Origin of the sequence: Lichenicoccus sp. (genome assembly GCF_965277665.1) — a bacterium.
In the GTDB taxonomy this organism is placed as follows: domain Bacteria; phylum Pseudomonadota; class Alphaproteobacteria; order Acetobacterales; family Acetobacteraceae; genus Lichenicoccus.
In genome coordinates, this window is sequence record NZ_OZ255835.1 from 955528 (window position 1) to 974551 (window position 19024).

Here is a 19024-nt window from a genome sequence, read left to right on the forward strand (position 1 = left end):
AACTGGACGCGCAACGTGGCCGCGGGCGGCCTGTCGCCCCTGCTGCTGTCGACCCTGCTGCTCGTGGTGACCCCCCTGGTGCCGCGGCTGGCACATTTGCTCGGGCTGCGCTGGCCGCTCTGGCTGCGCGTGGCCTGGCAGGTCACCGCCTTTGCCTTGCTCACCATCCTGCTGCAGCAGGTGCTCGGCTCGCCGCTGCAGCCGCACTACCGCATCGGACGATCGGGCGAGCAGTTCTGGCAGCAGATCGTCGAGGCCGGCTGGTGGCTGATCGGAGCGCGGATCGCCATCGGGCTGGCGCGCCTGCTGGTGGTGCTCGAAGGGCGCCCGCGCGAGACGCGGATCATCTCGGACCTGCTGGCCGGCGCGATCTATGTCGCCACCGTCCTGGCGATCGTGAACTTCGCCTTCACCGTGCCGATACGCGGCCTGCTCGCCACCTCCGGCGTCATCGCCATCGTGCTCGGCCTGGCCTTGCAGAGCACCCTGTCGGACGTGTTCTCGGGCATCGCGGTCGGCCTGGAGAAGCCCTACAAGGCCGGCGACCTGCTGTGGGTGGAAGGCGGCATCGAGGGGCACGTGGTGCAGGTCAATTGGCGCTCGACGCAGATCGCCACCGGCCAGAGCAACATCGCCGTGGTGCCGAACAGCATCATCGCCAAGGCGCGGCTGGTGAACCGCAGCGCGCCGACGCCGATGCGCGGCGACAGCATCGAGGTGCGGCTCGACGCCAACGCCATTCCGGAGCAGTGCCAGAACGCGCTGCTGTCGGCGACCCGCGCCTGCCGGCTGCTGCGCGCCAACCCGGCGCCGAGCGTGGCCTGCACCGGCCTGCAGGGCGACGGGGCGATCTACGAGGTCAGCTTCTCGGTGGAGAGCAGCGAGGGTCTGGCGAACGCCCGCACCGAGCTGTTCTCCCAGATCCACCGCCACCTGCATCATGCCGGCATTGCGCTGGCCCTGGCCGGCGCCGCCACGCCGCCGCAGGTGACGGTTCCCTCGCTCGCGCAACTGCTCGAGCAATCCGACCTGTTCGGCGCCCTCGAGGCGAAGCAGCGCGACCTGCTGGTGCAGCACTTCCGGCCGGTCTGGCTGCAGTCCGGCGACCGGCTGATCCACCAGGGCGACGCACCGCAGGGGCTGTATATGATTGCGTCCGGCGTCGCCGAGATCACCATCGACGGGCCGTCCGGGCCGCGTGTCGTCTATCGGATGAGCCCGGGCGAGAGCCTCGGCGCCATCGGCGTGATCACCAACGCGCCGTTCTCGGCCTCGGCCACCGCGCTGACCACGATGAAGGCCTATCGCCTCGACAAGGCGGACATCGCGACGGCGATCAAGGCGGACCCGGCGCTCGCGGTTTCGCTCGATGCTGTCGCGCAGCGCGGCCAGGCGGCGCTGCGCCGCAGCGTGGCCACCCCCGACGACGCCCAGCTCGCCCATCCCGACATGTTCCTCGGCAAGCTGCGCGGCTTCCTGCACCTGCTCGGCACCTGAGCCGGACGCTGGGGCGAGACCGGAAGCTCTGGAAGCTTTTGCTTAAGGTTTGCCGGTCACACTCGTGATGCGCCCGGCAAAGCCATCCGGCCGGACGCGATCCGCAAAGGCCCCGGTGACGTGACGCAGCCCAAGAGCATCCTCCTGGTGACCGCCGACCCGGAACGCATGCCGTCGCTGCGCCGCAGCCTGGCCTTGCTGCAGCCGGTGCGTACGCTCTGCCTGGCAGAGCCGCTGTCCCTGGACGGCGTGGGTCAGGACGAGGCGGCCGGTCATGCGATGGTGCCGGACGGAGACATCGCGGCCATCGTGAGCCTGGTTGCGCCGCGCGGCGAGGGCAGGATCCGGCAGCTGCGCAGCGCCTTCGAGCCGTTCCGCCTGCAGCACACGCCGATCCTGTGCCTCATCGCGGCGCCGACCCAGCGCGACGAGGTGCAGGCGAGAGCCCTCGGCGCTGCCGCCGTCCTCGGTGCCGACAGCTCCTGCCGTGACCTCGCGGCGGCATTGCGGCCCTGGCTGCGCGACGCCGGCGGCAGCAGCAATACCGGCGCAACCTCGGCCGCCGCCGCCGACGTCGGGCTGGCGATCGCCGACATGCTCGCCGCGGCGATGCAGGGCAGCTGCATCACCATGCAGGCGGTCGTCGAGGCCTCCGACATCATGCTGGAAGCCATTGCGGAAGACGGCATCCATGCCTGGCTCCGCCTGGTGTCCAATGTCGACGATCGCACCTACCGGCACTGCATGACGGTGTCCGGCTTGGTCGCCGCCTTTGCCCTGGCGCTGGGCTTCAGCCACACCGACTGCGACCGGCTGACGCGTGCCGCGCTGATGCACGATATCGGCAAGGGCACCATCGCGCTCGAGATCCTGAACAAGGCCGCCCCGCTCGACGCGCAGGAGCTTGCGATCATGCGCGGCCACGCGTCCGTCGGCCATGACCTGCTTGTCGCGCAGGGGGCGCATGACGCCCAGCATGAGGCCATGACGCTTGACGTGGTGCGGCATCATCACGAAACGCTCGATGGCATGGGCTACCCGGACGGGCTGGCCGGCGGCGCCATTTCGGACCCGGTTCGCATCGTTGCGATCTGCGACGTCTTCACGACCCTGATCGGGTGCCGTCCGTCTCAATCGGGGCTGGCCGGCCACGACGCCTTCAGGATCATGCAGGAGATGCAGGGCAAGCTCGACACCCACCTGCTGGCCCTGTTCAGCCGCGTCTTCGACCGCGCGCCGCCCTGGCCGCCGCCCTGAGAGGCTTTTGGAGCAGCCCGGATTGCGAGGCCGAGGCCATCATCAGGCGGGGCCGCGCGCGGCGGCGGCGGCGCAGAGGTCGAGGAACTGCCGACGGTCGAGGCCGGCGCATTGCAGGACGTAGGCTTCCGCCATCGACTCGCCGAAGCTACGGAGGGCCGCCGGGCCACCCGGCCCGGTCGCAAGCGTCGCCAGCAGCGCGCAGGCGGCCCCGAAGCACAGCATCAGCTCGACGCCACGTTCGGTCATGACCGCCTGGGCGGTCTCCGGCCGGGCGGCATAGATCCATTCCGACGAGACCGAATAGGCCGCGCCGTCGGTCGCCATCTCGAACAGGTCGCGCAGCACGACCCAGGGGAAGTCCGGGCCGGCCAGCGGCGAGCGATAGAAGCGGATCGGCCGGCCGCGCAACGAGGTGCCGTGCAGCAGCGGCGCCATGCAAGCTTGGGGCGGAGCCGCGTGCCGGTCGGCAGGCTGCTGCTCACCGCGCCGTGCGCCCGGCCGAAGGATGACCGCGGCGGCCGCCAGCGTGACGACGAGATAGCCCAGCAGGCCATAGACAACGAACATCAGGATACCGGCCGCCGGCGCATGATGCGCATGGGGCGCGAGGCGGGAGGCCCCGGCTCAGCTTTCCAGCACGCTGTCCCAGTACAGGTAGTCGCGCCAGCTTTCATGCAGGTAGTTCGGCGGGAACGCCCGACCGTTATCCTGCAGCTCCCACGTGGTCGGCTGCGCCGGGGTCCGGCGAGGGTGCATGCGGCACTCCCGCGGCAGCCGCGAGCCCTTGAGCAGGTTGCAGGTGCCGCAGGCGGTGACGACGTTCTCCCAGGTGGTGCGGCCGCCGCGGGAGCGGGGAACGACATGGTCGAAGGTGAGGTCGTGCGTGGGCAGCCGGTCGAGGCAGTACTGGCAGGAGAAGTTGTCGCGCAGGAAGACGTTGAACCGCGTGAAGGCAGGACGCCGCGCCGTCGGGATGTAGTCCTTCAGCGCGATCACGCTCGGCAGCCGGATCGCCTGGCTCGGCGAGTGCACGACGGTGTCGTATTCGTTCAGCACCGAGACACGGTCCAGGAAGACCGCCTTGACGGCATCCTGCCAGGACCAGAGCGAGAGCGGGAAGTAGGAGAGCGGCCGGAAGTCCGCATTCAGGACCAGAGCCGGATAGTGCTGGCCGCCGTGAAGCAAAGCGCATCCTTTCTCGGATCGCGGCTGGCAGCATGGCGTTCAGTCGCACGGGCGATCACGCTGCGCCGTCGATTACCATCATAATCTATCGCAGACGCTAAATGACCCTACAAGCCGGGTGCCGGCAAGCAGGCTGCACAATCCGTGACCATCTTGTCCCCGAACGGCAACAATCCACCCGTGCTGGCGCGCTTCGCGAAGCGACCGCTGACGACGCGCTTCGCGGATCCACCGTTGACGACGCGCTTCGCGCCTAGCCCGACCGGGCTGCTGCATCTGGGCCATGCCGCCTCCGCACTGGCCGGCTGGCATGCCGCCCGGGCCGCCGGCGGCCGCTTCGTGCTGCGACTCGAGGATATCGACCCGCAGCGCTGCCGGCCCGACCATGCCCAGGCGATCCTGGTGGACCTCGCCTGGCTCGGCCTCGACTGGGACGGCGCGGTCCGCGTGCAATCCGCGCACCTTGCGGAATATCGCGCGGTGCTCGATGTGCTGCGCCGGCGTGGACTGCTGTACGAGTGCTTCTGCAGCAGGGCGGACATCGCCCGCGAGGCAAAAGCCGCCGCGTCCGCCCCGCATTGCACGCCCGACGAAGCGCCGCTCTATGCCGGGACCTGCCGCGGCCTCGCGCCCGGTCGGCGACGGCAGCGGATCGCGGCCGGCGAGCCCTACATGCTGCGCCTCGACATGCGCGCCGCACTCGACAGCCTGGCCGATGCCGACCGGCAGTTGCAGGCGCAGGACGCGGCGACCGGGCTGCACTGGAGGTGCCGTCCGGAGCGGTTCGGCGACGTCGTGCTGGCGCGCCGCGATGTGCCGGCGAGCTACCATCTCTGCGTGACCCACGATGACTGGCGGCAGGGTGTCACCCTGGTCGTGCGCGGGGAGGATTTGCGTCCGGCCACCGACGTGCACCGGCTGCTGCAGGCCCTGATGGGCTGGACGCCACCGGCCTGGCTGCACCATCATCTGCTGCGGGATCGGCACGGCAGGCGGCTGGCCAAGCGTGATGGCGCCCGGACCTTGCGCGCCATGCGCGCGGACGGGATGACTGCGTCCGAGGTTCGCACGCTGGCAGGGTTCGCGTGAGGTGCGGCAAACGGAGCATGTCTTGCCAGGTCAGCAAACCACCGCCGCTCCGCCGGCGCCAGCGCATCCGGTGCTCTACCAGATCAATACCAGGGTGCTGCTGGCCGAAATCGGCGCCCGCTACGGGCGGCAGGCCGGGTTCGACGATATCCCGGACGAGGCGCTGCGCGCGGTGGCGGATCTCGGCTTCGACTGGGTCTGGTTCCTCGGCGTCTGGCAGACCGGAGCCGCTGGACGGTCGATCTCGCGCAGCAATCCGGCCTGGCAGGACGGCTACCGGCGCGCACTGCCCGATCTGCGTCCGGAGGATATCAGCGGATCGCCGTATGCCGTCTCGGACTACAGCGCGCAAGCGGAGTTCGGCGGCAATGCGGCGCTGGATCGGCTGCGCCGCCGGGCGAACGCCGCCGGCCTGCGGCTGATGCTGGATTTCGTGCCGAACCATCTCGCACCCGATCATCCCTGGGTTGCCGCCCGGCCCGCCTTGTTCGTGCACGGCACCGAGGCGGACCTGGCGTCGCAACCGCAGGACTGGCTGCGGATCGATACCCCGGATAGCAGTGCTCCAGTGGTGCTCGCGCATGGCCGCGATCCGTATTTCCCGGGCTGGGTCGACACGGTGCAACTCGACTATGCCAATCCCGAGACGCAGGCCGCGATGGGCGACGTGCTGCTCGATATCGCCGGGCGCTGCGACGGGCTGCGCTGCGACATGGCGATGCTGCTGCTGCCAGAGGTGTTCCGGCAGACCTGGCGTCACAGCCTGCAGGGCCGAGCGGTCGGGAGTTTCTGGCAGGACACCATTGCGCGCCTGCGGGCGGCGCAGCCGGATTTCTGCCTCATGGCGGAGGTGTACTGGGGTCGCGACCGCGAGATGATCGCGCAGGGCTTCGATTTCGCCTACGACAAGGCGCTGTACGACGCGCTGGTCGCCGGCGATGGCGAGCGCGTGCGCGACCTGCTCGCCGCCGATCCGCCTTGGCAGGCGCATCTCGTCCGCTTCCTGGAGAACCATGACGAGAGGCGGGCAGCGGCGACGCTGGCGCTGCCGCAGCACAAGGCCGCCGCGGTGCTCGCCTTCACCGCACCCGGCCTGCGCCTGTTCCATCAGGGCCAGCTGGAAGGCGCGCGCAGGCACATCCCGATCCATCTTCGGCGCGGGCCGGTCGAGGAGATCGACGTCGCGGTGCACGAGTTCTACCTGGACCTGCTCTCGGTGCTGCGCGATCCGGTGCTGCGGCACGGGACCTATCGGCCGCTGCCGGTGGATGCGGCCTGGGAGGGCAATCCCAGCCACCTTGCGTTCAGCGCCGCGAGCTGGACCGACGAGGCCGGGCCGCGGCTGCTCTGCGTGGTCAATTACGGCGACAGCCGGGGCCAGTGCCGTATCCGCCTCGCGCATCCGGGACTGGCCGGGCAGCTGGTCTCGCTGTCGGACCGGCTTGGGCCGGAGCACTACGCCCGCGACGGCGACGCCCTGGCCGGCGAGGGGCTGTATCTCGACCTGCCCGGCTGGGGCTACAACCTGTTCGCGATCGGCTGAGCGGCGGTTTCCAGCAGGCGGCTGCTGAGCGAGACCCCCACCAGCATGGCGGCCAGGACCATGAAGGCGACCTGCAGGCTGGACAGGTGCGCAATCAGGCCGATCCCTGCGGGGCCCGCGAGGATGCCGGCATAGCCGAGCGTGGTGATCGCGGGCACCGCGACCGGTTCCGGCATGACGCTCTGCCGTCCGACGGCACTGAACAGCACCGGCACGATGTTGGCGCAGCCGACGCCGACCAGCGCGAAGCCCAGCAAGGCCATCGGCCATCCGCCCGCAACGAGGGTCAGGACGAAGCCGGCCGCGGCGCACAGGCCGCCGGCCAGCACCACGCGCCGTGGCCCGAGCGCATCCACGATGCGGTCGCCGGAGAGCCGTCCCGCCGTCATCGTGGCCGCGAACGCCGCGTAGCCGAGGCCGGCATAGGAGCGCGCCATGTGCCGCACCGCGGTCAGGAACACCGCGCTCCAGTCCAGCACCGCGCCTTCGGCCAGGAACAGCACGAAGCAGAGCAGGCCGATGAACAGCACGATGCCGTGCGGGATGGCAAAGGCCGGCCCGTCGGCGCGGGCGCCATAAGGCAGCAGATGTGCGGCCGAGGCCGCCAGGGCGGCGAGCATGCCGAGCGAGACGCAGCACGTCGCCTGCAACGGCGAGGCGCCGCGGCCCAGCAGTAGCGCCATCCCGCCGGCGCCGGCGATGCCGCCAAGGCTGAACAGGCCGTGGAAGCCGGACATCATCGCGCGTTCGCTGGCGCGCTCCACGATGATCGCCTGGATGTTCATCGCCACGTCGAGGCCGCCGATGCCGGCGCCGAACAGCATCAGGGTCACCGCCAGGGCCGCGCGCGACGAGATCGACGCGAGCAGGGGCAGGGCGATGGCGGCGGCGGTCCCGGCGGCGATGATGACGCGACGGCAGCCGAACCTTGCCGCGAGCGCCCCGGAGAGCGGCATGGTGACGATCGAGCCGATGCCCAGGCACAGCAGCAGCAGACCCAGCGTGCCGTCGCTGAGGCCGGCGCGCGCGCGGGCGAACGGCACCAGCGCCGCCCATGCCGCACTGCCGAAGCCGGCGATGAAGAAGACCAGGCGGGTGGCGCGCTGCTCGGCGCCGGCGGGCAGCACGCCCGAGGCGGCGGATGTCGCCGGCTTGTCGCGGGGAGCTCTGATCACCAGCAGTGCGCCATCCACCATGCCGGACCGCGCATCGGCGTTCTCCCTCGAAACCAGGCACAGCATCCATAATCGTGCAGCACCGTGCAATCGCCGCCGCAGGCGGTCCGGGTCGGTTTCGCATCCGCCTGTTATGATCTAGCCTGCCGCCTCCCGTGCATCACCGGACAGGCTCCATGGACCGCATCGCCGCCCGCCTGAACAAGATCAGCCCGAGCCAGACCATCGCCATCTCGACCAAGGCGCGGGCGCTCAAGGCGGGCGGACGCGACATCATCAGCCTGTCGGCCGGCGAGCCGGATTTCGATACCCCCGACAATGTCAAGCAGGCGGCGATCCGGGCGATCGAGGCCGGCCAGACCAAATACACCGACGTCTCCGGGACGCCGGCTTTGAGGCAGGCGATCGCCGAGCGGTTCCGGCTGGATTCCGGGCTCGACTACCGGCCCGAGGAGATCATCGTCTCCACCGGCGGCAAGCAGGTGATCTACAACGCCATGGTGGCGACGCTGGAGGCCGGCGACGAGGCCATCATCCCGTCGCCCTGCTGGGTCTCCTATCCCGACATCGTGGCGCTGGCCGACGGCACCCCGGTGATCATCCCGTGCGGCCCGAATTCCGGGTTCAAGCTGCGCGCCGAGGATCTCGAGGCGGCGATCACCCCGCGCACCAAGTGGTTCTTCCTCAACAGCCCGAACAACCCGACGGGTGCTGCCTATTCGGCAGCGGAGCTGCGGCCAATCTGCGACGTGCTGCTGCGCCACCCGGATGTCTGGATCTTCACCGACGACATTTACGACAAGCTGATCTACGGCGACTTCAAGGCGGCGACCATCGTTCAGGTCGAGCCGCGTCTGCGCGACCGCACGGTGACGATGAACGGCTGCTCGAAGGCCTACGCGATGACCGGCTGGCGCATCGGCTTTGCCGGCGCCCCGCTGGCGCTGATCCGGGCGATGGACAAGCTGCAGAGCCAGTCGACCTCGAACGCCAGCTCGATCAGCCAGGCCGCGGCGCTCGAGGCGCTGACCGGCCCGCAGGACTTCATCGGCGACATGGTCGAGACCTACCAGGGACGGCGCGACCTCGTGGTCGAGATGCTGAACCAGGCGGCCGGGATCACCTGCCACAAGCCCGAGGGTGCGTTCTACGTGTATCCGTCGATGCAGGGCTGCATCGGGTTGACCAGCCGCACCGGGATCGCGATCGACGATGACGAGCGCTTCGTCACCGCGCTGCTGGAGGAGGAGGGCGTCGCCACCGTGCATGGCGCCGCCTTCATGTTCCCCGGGCATTTTCGGGTCAGCTACGCCACCGACACCGAGAGCCTGCGCGAGGCGTGCACCCGCATCCAGCGCTTCTGCGCCGGCCTGCGCTAGGAACGGCCCGGTGCCGGAGCTGGCGTCGCGGCTGGCCTCGCTGCAGGTGCCGGCCACCATCGGCATGGCGATCCGCGCCCGTGCGCTGCGGGCGCATGGCACCCGGGTGATCTCGCTCGCACTCGGGGAGCCGGATTTCGCGACCCCGCCTGAGGCCGTCGAGGCGGCGCACGACGCGGCGCTGGCCGGCCACACCAAGTATCCGCCGGTGGATGGCACCCCGGCCCTGAAGGCCGCGGTACGGGCCAAGTTCGCGCGCGAGAACCGGCTGCCTTTCGAGGACGCCGAGGTGATGGTCGGCAATGGCGGCAAGCAGATGCTGTTCAATGCCTTGATGGCCACCCTCGAGCCCGGCGACGAGGTGGTGATCCCGGCGCCGTACTGGGCCAGCTACCCGCTGATCACCCAGCTGCTGGGCGGCGTGCCGGTGCATCCGCAATGCCCCGAGGCGCTGGAATTCGGGCTCACCCCGGAGGCGCTGGAGGCGGCGATTGCGCCGCGCACCAAGTGGGTGATCCTGAACTTCCCGAACAACCCGACGGGTGCCACCTGCTCGGCGGAGCAGTTGCGCGCCTATGCGGCGGTGCTGGAGCGGCATCCGCAGGTCTGGGTGCTGTGCGACGAGATCTACGAGCATCTTATCTATGACGGGCCGCCGCACGCCTCGCTGGCCGCGGTGGCGCCCGCCTTGCGCGACCGCATCCTGACCATCGGCGGGGTGTCGAAGACCTACGCGATGACCGGCTGGCGCATCGGCTATGGCGGCGGCCCGGCGCCGCTGATCCGCGCCATGACGACGATCCAGGGCAACGCGACCTCCGGGGCCAGCACGATCAGCCAGGCGGCCGCGGTCGCAGCGCTCGAGGGCGGTCCCGAGCTGGTGCAGGTCATGCGGGTCACCTACCGGCGCCGGCGCAACCTGGTGGTCTCGGCCTTGCGGGCCATGCGCGGCGTCACCTGCGCGATGCCGCACGGCGCGTTCTACGCCTATCCGGGAATCGCCGGCTGCATCGGCCGCACCAGCGCCGGCGGCACGCTGATCGCGACCGACGAGGATTTTGCGCTGGCCCTGATCGAGGAGCAGCATGTCGCCGTGGTGCAGGGCGCTGCCTTCGGGATGAGCCCCTACCTGCGCCTCAGCGTCGCATCGGACGACGACACGCTGCTGGAGGCCTGCGCCCGGATGAGCGTCTTCTGCGACGGATTGCGCTAAATTCGAGCCGCTTCCCGTCCGCGTGAACCGGCCGCATCAGGCCCGCGCGAGGTTTCGGCGCCCGCGCAGCCATGCCATACCCGGTCCTATCGAAGGATCGTGCGAACAAGGAGCCTCGACCCATGGCCGACACTGCTGCCCCCCCGGCACCCGCGCCCACGCAGTTCAAGACGGTGCCCAAGCCGCGCGACCAGCACCTGCGCGACCTCGCCGACTGCATCCGCTTCCTGTCGATGGATGCGGTGCAGCAGGCCAAGAGCGGGCATCCCGGTGCGCCGATGGGCATGGCCGACATCGCGACCGTTCTCTACAAGGATTTCATGCAGTTCGACGCGGCCGACCCGCACTGGTTCGACCGCGACCGGTTCCTGCTGTCGAACGGCCACGCCTCGATGCTGCTCTACAGCCTGCTGTACCTGACCGGCTCGCAGGACATGACCCTCGACGAGCTCAAGCGCTTCCGCCAGATCGACAGCAAGACCGCAGGCCACCCGGAATACAAGCATGCCGACGGCATCGAGACGACGACCGGCCCGCTCGGCCAGGGCGTCGCGAACTCGGTCGGCTTCGCGCTGTCCGAGCGCATCCTGAACGCGAAGTTCGGCGACGACCTCTGCCGCCACTGGACCTATGTCTTCCTGGGTGATGGCTGCCTGATGGAAGGCATCAGCCAGGAGGCGATCTCGATGGCGGGCCACTTCAAGCTCGGCCACCTGATCGCCTTCTGGGACAACAACTCCATCTCGATCGACGGCGCGACCAGCCTGTCGGTCTCGGACAACGAGGTCGAGCGGTTCCGCGCCTCCGGCTGGCATGTCCAGGAGATCGACGGCCACGACACGGACGCGATCCGCGACGCGATCGCCGCCGCGCGCGCGGTGACCGACAAGCCCTCGATGATCGCCTGCAAGACCATCATCGGCTTCGGCTTCCCCACCAAGGCCGGCACCCAGAAGGCGCACAGCGATGCGCCGGGCGAGGAGGAGATCGCCGGCGCGCGCAAGATCCTCGGCTGGGATGCGCCGCCGTTCGTCATCCCCGAGGACCTGCTGGCCGCCTGGCGCGAGATCGGCGCCAAGGGGCGGGCCGCCCGGCTGGCCTGGGCCGACCGCGTCACGGCGGCGCCGGAGGCGCTGAAGCGCGAGTTCGAGCGTCGCAACAATGGCGAGCTGCCGGCGGACTGGAAGCAGGCGATCGCGGCGGCGCGTGCCGAGTTCATCGCCAGCGGCAAGGAGATGGCCACCCGCTCGGCCAGCGGCGCCGTGCTCGATCATCTCGCGGCCGCCATCCCGGAATTGCTGGGCGGTTCGGCCGACCTGACGCCCTCGAACAACACCCGCGCGAAGGGCATGGTCGAGATCAAGCCCGGCGACTATAGCGGCACCTACATGCATTACGGCGTGCGCGAGCATGGCATGGCGGCGGCGATGAACGGCATCGCGCTGCATGGCGGCCTGATCCCCTATGGCGGCACCTTCCTGTGCTTCTCCGACTATTGTCGGCCCGCCATCCGGCTCGCGGCGCTGATGCGGATCCGCACGATCTTCGTCATGACGCATGACTCGATCGGCCTCGGCGAGGACGGCCCGACGCATCAGCCGGTCGAGCAGCTGGCGGCGCTGCGCGCCATCCCCGGCCTCGCGGTGTTCCGTCCGGGCGACCCGGTGGAGACCGCGGAGTGCTGGGAGCTGATCCTCGAGGCGCCGCGTCGCGCGGCCCTCATCGCGCTGTCGCGCCAGCCGATGCCGCTGCTGCGCCGCGAGCCCGGCGACGAGAACAAGTCCGCGCGGGGCGCCTATGTCTTGCTGGAGGCCGAGGGTGGCGAGCGCAAGCTGACGATCATCGGCACCGGGTCCGAGCTGCATCTCGCGGTCGAGGCGCGCGCCATCCTGCAGCAGGAGGGCATCCCCACCGCCGTCGTCTCGATGCCCAGCCGGCTGCTGTTCGAGGAGCAGGACGCGGCCTACAGGAAGTCGGTGCTGGGTGCGACCCATGCGCGTGTCGCGGTCGAGGCGGCGGTCGAGCTCGGCTGGGACCGGTATATCGGCTTTACGGGCCGCTTCGTCGGCATGCACGGCTTCGGCGCGTCCGGCAAGATCGGCGACGTCTACAAGAAGTTCGACATCTCGACCGATGCGGTGGTGCGGGCCGCGCGCGAGACGCTGGCCGAGGTCGCGGCGTAGAGCATGATCCGATCGATCATGTTCAGCTTGTCGTTTGATAGAGCAGCTTTATCCGACGCTTGGCATCGCGAAGCGATTCCAATTGATCGGGTGCCGCTCTACCTAACAGGGTGCTGAAGCAGGCAAGGTCAGGGCGCTGCCCTGATCCCGCTGGGGCCCCGTCTTGGAGCAGTGGGGGCCCCAGTCCCCGATTCTTAAATTCAAGGATTTCAAAGGCGAGCCTTTGATGGGGTCCAGGGGCAACGCCCTTGGCCTTGCTAAATCGCTCCTCCTGGCGACGGCGGAGCACGCCCTCCCGCCGCCGTCGCCGGCCTATCCGAAGACCGTGTGGCTGCTGCTGGCGGACAAGCCGGCCAGGGCGATGCGTGTATGGTCGGTCAGCGTGATCAGGGTGCCGCCCGCATAGCTCACCTCGCTCTGCAGGCCGGTGCCCGCATAGCCCTGCAGGTGGATGCTGTCGGTGCCGGACTTGAAGCCGCTGATCGCCAGCGTGCCGCCGGCCTGGCCCTGGACCAGGTCGAACACCTCGCGGCCGGATCCGGCGGTGATGCTTGCCGCGGCGTCCTTGGCCGCGGTGAAGCTGAGCGTGCCGCTGCCGCCGGTGACGGTCGAGGCGCCGCTGCCGGCCAGGATCAAGTCGTTGCCGCTGCTGGCGATGAACTTCATCGCGCCGGCGCCACCGACCACCTTGGTGGACGGCCCATCCGCATGGATGGTGACGCTGCCGGTGCCGATATCGACCGTGTCGCGGCCCAGCGTCGTGACGGTGCCTCCCGCGGCACCTTCGCTGTAGGTGGTGGACGAGACCACCTTGAACGACTGCGTCCCGTCCGAATACAGCGACAGTTGCGCGCCAGGCTGCGCCGCGCCGTCGAAGCTGGCGCCGGTGACGTACAGGTTGCGGTCCGTGCTGGACGTCCCGGCATACAGATCGTTCAGGAAGTCGACGGTGACCGTGTGCTGGCCCGCACCGAAGCGGCCCTCGACGCGGAAATCCTGGGACTGTCCGGCAGCGTGCGACGCCTGCGCGGTCTGCGTGCCGCCGACCTGCTTGCCGTCGATGCTGATGGTGAACCGCGCATTGCCGAGATAGGCGTCCTCGGCGATCTCGAGGCCGATGGTGTCGGGTCCGCTGCCGACGGTGACGCTGGCGGGCGCCGGAACCACCGGAGCCGGGATCGGCCCGGACTTGATGCCGGTCGGGTTTGCCACCTGGATGATGAGCGGGTGGTCGGTCACGGAAATCTTGACCGAGCTCGCATCGGTCAGCGTCGAGATGGCGGTCGCCGAGACCAGCGGATCGAAGATCTCGACGGTGCCGTAGGTGCGGCCGAGCTGCACCGTCACCGGGGTGCTGGCGGCGGTGATCTCCGTGCCGAGCGCCTCGTTCCAGATCCGCGGCTCGTTCCAGACCGCGATGTCGTAGGCGCCGTTGGACTTCTCGAGCGCGACGCTGTTGCCGGTCGCGGGCAGCCCGGTGACGGAGTAGGCGAGCGGCGTCGGCGTGAAGCTGGCGGCCGCGGCACCGGGATCGGCCAGGACCGAGACCAGGTCGTGGATCGCGGTGGCGGCTTCCTTGGGGGCATTGCTCGGGTCGAACAGCCCGTAGCCGTCATCGCCCTGCGGCGAGCCCGGCTTGTAGGCGTCCATCAGCTGATACAGGTAGGTGCGCGAGATGCCGTTGGCGGCGTCGTCCAGCAGCAGGTCCAGCGTATATTTCGCCTGCACGTCGGCATTCACCCCGCCGCTGGTGCCGCCGTTGGTGGTGTAGCCGGTCTCGGTGAACACCGCCGGACCGAAGCCGGTGGCGGCGCTCTCGTTGCCGAGCGCCTGCGTGGGCGTCACCCACTTCTCCGGCGCCTGGCCGCCGTTCGGGTATGGATGCTGGGTGTCGTAGTCGGCGAGCCCGGCGGTTGTCGTCGGGTTCGGACCGGTGGCGTCGCTGCCCGCGCCGTAGCCGGTGAAATAATCGACCGCCACGCCGGACAAATTCGGATCCGAATGAACGGCGCTGTACAGCGCCGACTGCAGGTTCAGGGCCCCCTGCTCGCCGCCGACGCCGTTGAAGGTGATCGGGAAGTTGTTGATCTCGTTGGCGCCCTCGACGGCGACGACACTCCCCGGCACGGCCTCGTTGACCTGGTCGATCAGCGCAAGCTGGGCTCGCAGGCTGGCCGTCGTCACCGCGCCGCCGCCGGCGATGACGAAGGTGAACTTGATACCCTGCTTTGCCAGCGTGATGAAGCTGCTGAGCGGCGCCGAGCCGTTGGCGCCGTTGCTGATGCCGTCGCGCACGTTGGTGATGCCGAGATAGGCGAGGTCGGCGGCGTCGTTCGCCAGGTTGGCGTAGCCACCATCCGTGTACGGGATGTGCGTGTCGACGCCGAGCGTGTTCAGGAAGCCGCTCGCCGTGATCGTGTGGCCGGAGAGGCCGTTCACGCTTGCATCTGTCGCCATGGGTAAGACCTGCCTGCCGCGAGCCTCACCTCGTAAATTATTCGTTACAGACAGACAACAAAAAATGATTGTTGCAACGTAACGCAATCGGGCCGGCCGCAGATGCAGGGTCATCCGGCCCGCAGAACCGGCACCCGCCTCACGGCTGCAACGCGAACAGCGGCGAGTGGATCTCGGCCGCAGCTTCCGCCGTGCACATCGCAGGATCTCCCTGCCATCCACGGCTCCTGGCGAGCGCGATCTCGCGGCCCGCCTGCAGCATGTCGGCGCGGAACACAACGCTGGAATGCAGGGCGGCGACCAGAGCTGCGGCATTGAGGTAGCCGGCCTGCACGTCGCTCAGCCAGTGCACGCCGCAGATGATGCGGCTTTCGCCGAACGCGCGGCCACGCGCCAGGATCTCGCCGGACCGGTCGGGTGCCAGTTCGGCGAGCAGCAGCGCCAGCGTCCAGCCCACCGTGGTATGGCCGGACGGATAGGATGCGCTGGTGTCGAGGCTGGTCCCGCGCGCCACGCAGATCGGTGCGTCGTTGCCGATATAGGGGCGGCGGCGTCCGTAATGGTCCTTCACCGCGTCGGTCTCCGGCCGGCTGTCGAGCGAAACGCGCGCGAGCAGCCGGTACAGCGCGGGTGCGCTGTGCCGGTCCAGCCGCACCCCGAGCGCGCAGGCGAAATCGGCCATCAGGTGGTCGAGATCGAGCTGTGCGTCATTGCTGGCGAGCGCCCAGCGCTGCGGATCCCGCTCGCGTGTCGTCCTGCTGTGGCTGAACACCACCTGGTCGAGCCGCTGGGCCGGCGAGCCCGGAGCCGGCGGCGGCGGCAGCACCCGCAGACCATCCGGGCGGGCGGCGGCGCCCAGATAGGGGGTCCCCTGCGCCGGCACCACCGGCGGGGCCGCCGGTTGCGTGCAGCTTGCCAGGAGGAGGGCAGCCATGAGGCCCGGCAGGCGGGACGGCGACTGGATTGGCATGCAGGTTTCGCCCTCAGGAAAGGATTTGCGCCCGCGGCATCACGCCGAAGAAGCTGCGGAATGCGGCGGCGACCGCGTCGGGGGCTTCCTCGGCCAGGAAATGACCCGCCGGCAGCGGGCCGCCGCTCACCTCGCCATCGACGCACTCGCGCCACAGGGCAAGCGGATCGTACCAGCCGCCGATCCGGCCCCCGGTGCCCCAGATCACCAGGGTCGGGCAGTCGATCCGGGTGCGCCGGCCGACGGCCTCGGGCGGCGGACCGGCCCGGTGGTCGGGCGGCAGGGCGTGCGGCGCCGCCTCGCCGACACCGCCGCCGAGACGCAGATAATCCGCGACCGCCTCGGGGTGGAAATACGGCGCATCCTCGCGCGTGGCCGGGCTGCGGAACCAGGCATCCGGCGCCCGCGTCACCAGCGCCTCCGGCTTGGGATGCAGCTGCCCGAACCAGCAGCTCTGGTAGCCGGCGAGCGCGTAGGCCATGTCGTTGCGGTCGAGCTGCTCGGGGATCGGCACGATCTCCAGCGCCGCCAGCCGCTGCACCCGGTCCGGCGCATCCAGCGCCATCCGGCAGGCCACGTGGCCGCCGACATCGTGGCCGGCGACGCCGAAGCTGCGATGGCCGAGGCGCTGCATCAGCGCCAGCATGTCGGAGGCAAGCTGTCGTTCGCTGCGGCCTGCCGGCAGGTCCGGGCAGACCAGACTGAAGCGGTCGGCGAGCAGGCCGGCCACGCCATGCCACATCGCATGGCTCTGCGGCTGGCCATGCAGCAGCAGCAGGGCAGGCCCGGTGCCTCCAGTGCGCAGCCGGATGCCCCCGGTCTGGTGCAGGGTCTCGCGCAGGTTCTCGTGCAGGGTGAAGCCATTGAAGAACATGCTGCCTGCATATCCCGCGCGCCCCCGCCCGGTCGAGACGGACCGCGTGCAAGCCATGGCCATTTGTGGCAGAGCACCATTGATGCACCAGCGATCCGGGGCGAGGGGTTTTGATGTCGGGTCTTGACCCGGAGGATTGGAGCGGTCTGCGCGCCCTCGGGCACCGGATGCTGGACGACATGATCGACCGCCTCGCCGATCTGCGCGCGCAGCCGGTCTGGCAGCCCATGCCCGAGGCGCTGCGGGCGGAGCTGCGCCTGCCGCTGCCCGAGGCGGGGGCTGCGCCGGAGGCGATCTACGAGGATTTCCAGCGGCTGGTGGCGCCGTACAGCGTCGGCAACACGCATCCGCGCTTCATGGGCTGGGTGCATGGCGGCGGCACCGGCATCGGCATGCTGGCCGAACTCCTTGCGGGCGGCCTGAACGCCAATCTCGGCGGCCGCGACCACGCGCCCATCGAGGTGGAGCGACAGGTGGTGCGCTGGGCCGCCGAGATGGTGGGCATGCCCGCCGACAGCTCCGGCCTGCTGGTCACCGGCTCGTCGATGGCCAACATGATCGCGGTCCTGGTCGCCCGCCGACACGCCGCCGGCCCGGATGTACGCACGCATGGTGTCGCGGGCAGGGGCCTGGTCGGCTACGCCGCATCCAGTGCGCATGGCTGCATCCCGCGCGCCTTCGACCTGGCCGGTCTCGGCACTGCGGCGCTCCGCACGATCGGCTGCGACCCGCGGCGGCAGCTCGACCTCGGGGCGTTGCGGTCTGCCGTGCAGCGCGACCGTGCAGCAGGACTGCGGCCGTTCCTGGTCGTCGGCAGCGCGGGCACGGTGGATACCGGCGCCATCGACGATCTCGCGGGGCTCGCCGATTTCTGCGCCGCCGAGGGGCTGTGGTTCCATGTGGACGGCGCGTTCGGGGCGCTTGCGGCGTTGTCGCCGAGGCTGCGCCATCGGCTCGCCGGCATCGAGCGCGCCGACAGCCTGGCGTTCGATTTCCACAAATGGGCGCAGGTGCCGTATGACGCCGGCTGCATCGTGGTGCGCGATCCGGCGCTGCAGGCGCAGACCTTTGCCCAGAGCCTGGCGTACCTGGCACGCGAGGATCGCGGCACCGCCGGCAATGCGCCGTGGCCGGCCGATCTCGGCCCGGATTTGTCCCGTGGGTTCCGCGCGTTGAAGGTGTGGATGACGCTGCGGACCTATGGCAGCGCCGAGATCGGCCGCATGGTCGAGCGCTGCTGCGCGGTCGCGGCGCATCTTGAGGCGCGCGTGCTGGCGGCGCCCGAGCTGGAGCTGCTGGCGCCGGTCTCGCTCAATATCGTGTGCTTTTGCGTGCGCCACCTGACTACGAACCGGCCCGGAGCCGACCGGTCCGGCGCGGACACGGTGGCCGCGGACGGGGTAGATTGGGACCGGTTCAACGCCGAGCTGGTCAAGGACCTGCAGGAGTCCGGCATCGCGGTCCCCTCGACGACGATGATCGGCGGCCGCCGGGCGATCCGGGCGGCGATCGTCAACCATCGCACCGAGACCGCCGACATCGACATGATGGTCGATGCGCTGCTGCGCCTGGCGGCGGCGCGGGGTGCCTGCGCGCCGTGAGCGCCGCACGCCGGCCGCGGCAGGTCCCGGATCTGGACGCGCCATTGCGGCGCCGGTAGAAAAGGCGGTCTCGGTCCGCCGGCCGGGACAGCAATCCGGAGTGTCCGCCCCTCTGTCGGAGCGGAGGAGGCGCGCGATGATCACCCTGCTTGTCAATGGCGAGAGCCACCAGGTCGACCTGCCGCCCGACATGCCGCTGCTCTGGGCGCTGCGCGACGTGCTGGGACTGACCGGGACCAAGTTCGGCTGCGGCATCGCCCAGTGCGGCGCCTGCACCGTGCATCTCGGCGGCGAGGCGGTGCGCTCCTGCCTGCTGCCGCTGGCCGGTGTCGCGGGGCGTCCGGTCACCACGATCGAGGCGGTCGGCGCGACCCCGAACGGGGCCCGCGTGCAGAAGGCGTGGCTCGACACCGAGGTGGTGCAGTGCGGCTACTGCCAGTCCGGCCAGATCATGTCGGCGACCGCGCTGCTGAACAAGGTGCCGCAGCCGACCGACGCCGACATCGATGCCGCGATGGCCGGCAATATCTGCCGCTGCGGCACCTATGTGCGCATACGCAAGGCGATCCACACTGCGTCGCAAGCCTGAGGCCGGGGT

At 70.0% G+C, this 19024-nt stretch carries 15 protein-coding genes; 9 read left to right on the top strand and 6 right to left on the bottom strand.

The features are described from left to right. Positions 1-15 precede the first annotated feature (15 nt). Both ACQY4O_RS04275 and ACQY4O_RS04280 read left to right on the top strand, forming a co-directional pair. Entirely contained in the window at positions 16-1497 is a 1482-nt protein-coding gene (locus ACQY4O_RS04275) for a mechanosensitive ion channel family protein (protein ID WP_428374985.1), read from the top strand. A 120-nt stretch (positions 1498-1617) separates the two neighbouring features. Then, a complete protein-coding gene (locus tag ACQY4O_RS04280) occupies positions 1618-2754 on the top strand; it encodes an HD-GYP domain-containing protein (RefSeq protein WP_428374986.1) in 1137 nt (378 codons plus the stop codon). 42 nt (positions 2755-2796) lie between these two features. Here ACQY4O_RS04280 and ACQY4O_RS04285 read toward each other — a convergent pair whose 3' ends face one another. Continuing rightward, positions 2797-3324: a hypothetical protein gene (locus tag ACQY4O_RS04285; RefSeq protein ID WP_428374987.1), complete on the bottom strand. Its 528-nt coding sequence runs from the start codon at positions 3322-3324 to the stop codon at positions 2797-2799. Positions 3325-3381: 57 nt separating this feature from the next. Then, positions 3382-3942 (bottom strand): HNH endonuclease, encoded by a 561-nt coding sequence (locus tag ACQY4O_RS04290; RefSeq protein ID WP_428374988.1) that lies wholly within the window; start codon positions 3940-3942, stop codon positions 3382-3384. A gap of 207 nt (positions 3943-4149) precedes the next feature. On the opposite strand from ACQY4O_RS04290, the gene gluQRS reads away from it, so the two are divergent. After that, a complete protein-coding gene (gluQRS, locus tag ACQY4O_RS04295) occupies positions 4150-5031 on the top strand; it encodes a tRNA glutamyl-Q(34) synthetase GluQRS (protein ID WP_428378099.1) in 882 nt (293 codons plus the stop codon). 22 nt (positions 5032-5053) lie between these two features. After that, positions 5054-6574, top strand: a complete 1521-nt coding sequence (locus ACQY4O_RS04300; protein WP_428374989.1) for an alpha-amylase family glycosyl hydrolase — start codon at positions 5054-5056, stop codon at positions 6572-6574. Here the strand turns inward: ACQY4O_RS04300 and ACQY4O_RS04305 are convergent. Next, entirely contained in the window at positions 6550-7815 is a 1266-nt protein-coding gene (locus ACQY4O_RS04305; RefSeq protein ID WP_428374990.1) for an MFS transporter, read from the bottom strand. The genes ACQY4O_RS04300 and ACQY4O_RS04305 overlap by 25 nt on opposite strands. Positions 7816-7925: 110 nt before the next feature. Between ACQY4O_RS04305 and ACQY4O_RS04310 the strand changes: the two genes are divergently transcribed. The 3 genes from ACQY4O_RS04310 (at position 7926) to tkt (ending at position 12524) form a co-directional block, all read left to right on the top strand. After that, entirely contained in the window at positions 7926-9128 is a 1203-nt protein-coding gene (locus ACQY4O_RS04310) for a pyridoxal phosphate-dependent aminotransferase (protein WP_428374991.1), read from the top strand. 64 nt (positions 9129-9192) lie between these two features. Then, entirely contained in the window at positions 9193-10341 is a 1149-nt protein-coding gene (locus tag ACQY4O_RS04315; protein WP_428378100.1) for a pyridoxal phosphate-dependent aminotransferase, read from the top strand. 122 nt (positions 10342-10463) lie between these two features. Then, positions 10464-12524 (top strand): transketolase, encoded by a 2061-nt coding sequence (gene tkt, locus ACQY4O_RS04320; protein ID WP_428374992.1) that lies wholly within the window; start codon positions 10464-10466, stop codon positions 12522-12524. A 312-nt stretch (positions 12525-12836) separates the two neighbouring features. Here the strand turns inward: tkt and ACQY4O_RS04325 are convergent, their stop codons facing one another. The 3 genes from ACQY4O_RS04325 to ACQY4O_RS04335 all read right to left on the bottom strand — a co-directional run bounded on the left by ACQY4O_RS04325 (position 12837) and on the right by ACQY4O_RS04335 (position 16825). Next, a complete protein-coding gene (locus ACQY4O_RS04325) occupies positions 12837-14981 on the bottom strand; it encodes a carbohydrate-binding domain-containing protein (RefSeq protein WP_428374993.1) in 2145 nt (714 codons plus the stop codon). Positions 14982-15120: 139 nt separating this feature from the next. Further along, positions 15121-15915, bottom strand: a complete 795-nt coding sequence (locus ACQY4O_RS04330) for an acid phosphatase (protein ID WP_428374994.1) — start codon at positions 15913-15915, stop codon at positions 15121-15123. A 49-nt stretch (positions 15916-15964) separates the two neighbouring features. Further along, positions 15965-16825, bottom strand: coding sequence for an alpha/beta fold hydrolase (locus tag ACQY4O_RS04335; protein ID WP_428374995.1), 861 nt, complete (start codon positions 16823-16825; stop codon positions 15965-15967). Positions 16826-16938: 113 nt separating this feature from the next. Here ACQY4O_RS04335 and ACQY4O_RS04340 point away from each other — a divergent pair, with 113 nt between their 5' ends. Further along, positions 16939-18426: a pyridoxal phosphate-dependent decarboxylase family protein gene (locus ACQY4O_RS04340; RefSeq protein ID WP_428374996.1), complete on the top strand. Its 1488-nt coding sequence runs from the start codon at positions 16939-16941 to the stop codon at positions 18424-18426. Positions 18427-18562: 136 nt separating this feature from the next. Continuing rightward, entirely contained in the window at positions 18563-19015 is a 453-nt protein-coding gene (locus ACQY4O_RS04345; protein ID WP_428374997.1) for a (2Fe-2S)-binding protein, read from the top strand. Positions 19016-19024: the final 9 nt, after the last annotated feature.